Genomic DNA, 2,335 nt, shown 5'->3' with positions numbered 1-2,335 from the left:
GGATCTTGTTGCTGGCGGGCTGCCAGCCCCTGCCAGTCAATATCTTCCAGTAAACGGCTCGCGCCATAGCCGCCGCGTACCGCCATCACAACGGTATCGGGGGTTTTCAGATTAACGAGCGAGTTCACATCAGCAAGCCTTTCTGCCTCTGTCCCCGCAAAACGTTGGCAGCGGCGCGCAATGACCGCTGAATTGTCGACCTGATGACCGGCCTCAGTAAGACGCGCAAGCCCACGTAAGGCAGCCTGCTGATTGATACAGTAGCCCGATGGGGCAATTAAGTGAAACCGGGACATGGCATTTCCTTGCTACAACTAAAACCAAATGTATATCATGCCGCGTAGGTATGTCGTTGTCACCTCAGCGACAGGTTCCGGCTATAAGGATAGATGACGTGAAATTGAGATGGTTTGCTTTTTTGGTTGTATTACTTGCGGGCTGTAGTTCAAAACAGGATTACAAAAACCCGCCGTGGAATGCTGAAGTTCCGGTTAAACGCGCAATGCAATGGATGCCGATCAGTGAAAAAGCCGGTGCGGCCTGGGGTGTCAGTCCACAATTGATTACCGCTATTATCGCCATTGAATCAGGCGGAAATCCGAATGCGGTCAGTAAGTCCAATGCGATTGGTCTGATGCAGTTGAAAGCCTCAACTTCAGGACGCGATGTTTATCGCCGCATGGGCTGGAGCGGAGAGCCGTCGACCAGCGAGTTGAAAAACCCCGAGCGCAATATCTCGATGGGGGCCGCATACCTGAGTATTCTCGAAACCGGGCCGCTGGCCGGGATTGAAGATCCGCAGGTGATGCAGTACGCGCTGGTAGTCTCGTACGCCAACGGTGCGGGCGCACTGTTACGCACGTTCTCATCCGACAGGAAAAAAGCGATCAATAAAATCAACGACCTCAGCCCGGATGAATTTATTGAACATGTTGCGGACAATCATCCGGCGCCGCAGGCCCCGCGCTATATCTGGAAGCTTCAACAAGCGCTGGATGTGATGTAATTCAGGTGATGCTAATCGCGCACCTTGTTCGACTTTTCCCGGGCCTCACGTTCAAGGGAAAAAATAATCCGCTGTAAGTTCCGCTCCACCGCCGGGCCGACGTTGAGAAAACGAAAGCTCAGGCGGGGAGTGGTAATGGTTTCGTTTTTCCCATCGATAACCTTGCGTTCGCTAATGGAAATAAGTTGGGCGTCAACGTGATACACCCCCCATTGCTCCATATTTAGTTCAACCTGCGAGAAGCGCATACCTTCTGTCAACCCCTCTGGTTTTGCCACTTCTAACAGCCCGCCCATGCCGCCGAGAGACAGATCGAATAAGCGAAAATGCAGAATGCTGTTGTCTGGCATTTTTGCCGTGCAGCGATAGGGAGGATGCAGCGGAGCGCCGATGCGGAAATATTCCCGACGCTGCACAAACCACAGAGAAGGCGGCAAGGATGAAATAAAGGCCGGCAGTTGCTGATACTCGCCTTTTTTCAGCTGTGGCAGGGTGAATTCTACTTTGGCTCCCTGCGTTTCGGCGATAATTGAGATCTGGCTGGCCCGCTGTACGGCCTGGTTTTCATATTCCTGGCTGCCAAAATCCATGATCAGTTCATCGGGACTGACGGTCAGAATTTTGCTGATGAACTGGCCGCCTGACCAGGAGATACGCAGTGGAACCTGCTGCGACTTTAAGTCCCGAAGTACACCTAACACCGCTAACGGATTTTGCTTCAGGAACTGCTCATTGTAGTTACTCACACCTAATGACTCCTGGATGCCTGGTTTGTCGTTGGGTTATCGGCATTAATCGACGGAACTTAATACAAATGGATGAAATTTTTTACCAAACCCAATGAATTAAGTCTGAGTGATAAAAGCATGTCGCGATGGCTTGCCTATACTTTAAGTGCTGGCGCAGGAATGTCTTGCGCGTGCGTTCACTGGAAAGAGGGCCTGAAAATGGGAATTATTGCCTGGATTATTTTTGGTCTGATTGCGGGGGTTATCGCCAAACTGATTATGCCGGGGCGTGATGGCGGTGGGTTTATCCTGACCTGTATTCTCGGTATTGTCGGTGCTGTGGTCGGTGGATGGCTGGCAACGATGTTTGGTATTGGCGGCGATGTCAGCGGATTTAATCTCCATAGCTTCCTGGTGGCCGTGGTCGGCGCGATTGTTGTGCTGGGTGTCTTCCGGCTTGTACGGCGAGATTAATCGAACGGCCCCTGTGCGGTAATGCCGTTCAGTTAAGCATGTAAGGTGAACATGTGATTCTTGTTCAGGGTTCCGTTCACCTCAACGGTGTCATTTCTCTGAAGCGCAGATATCCGTGAACGTGCAA

Annotated in this window: 4 protein-coding genes; 2 read left to right on the top strand and 2 right to left on the bottom strand. The window is 51.7% G+C overall.

The genetic code is table 11. From position 1 onward, the window contains the following. Positions 1–296: LD-carboxypeptidase (locus FDW94_RS23930; RefSeq protein ID WP_249358333.1), on the bottom strand; the 296-nt coding region annotated here is incomplete at its 3' end. A 98-nt stretch (positions 297–394) separates the two neighbouring features. Here FDW94_RS23930 and emtA point away from each other — a divergent pair. Beyond that, positions 395–1,006 (top strand): membrane-bound lytic murein transglycosylase EmtA, encoded by a 612-nt coding sequence (emtA, locus tag FDW94_RS06860; protein WP_016153365.1) that lies wholly within the window; start codon positions 395–397, stop codon positions 1,004–1,006. A gap of 11 nt (positions 1,007–1,017) precedes the next feature. Here emtA and FDW94_RS06855 read toward each other — a convergent pair whose 3' ends face one another. Continuing rightward, a complete protein-coding gene (locus FDW94_RS06855; protein ID WP_137377346.1) occupies positions 1,018–1,752 on the bottom strand; it encodes a flagellar brake protein in 735 nt (244 codons plus the stop codon). Positions 1,753–1,953: 201 nt separating this feature from the next. Between FDW94_RS06855 and FDW94_RS06850 the strand changes: the two genes are divergently transcribed. Next, positions 1,954–2,208: a GlsB/YeaQ/YmgE family stress response membrane protein gene (locus tag FDW94_RS06850; protein WP_048212573.1), complete on the top strand. Its 255-nt coding sequence runs from the start codon at positions 1,954–1,956 to the stop codon at positions 2,206–2,208. Positions 2,209–2,335 lie beyond the last annotated feature (127 nt).

Origin of the sequence: Citrobacter sp. wls757 (assembly GCF_005280935.1) — a bacterium.
GTDB lineage: Bacteria > Pseudomonadota > Gammaproteobacteria > Enterobacterales > Enterobacteriaceae > Citrobacter > Citrobacter portucalensis.
Note: the sequence above shows the minus strand (reverse complement) of the source record. Positions and strands in the feature narration are given on the sequence as shown.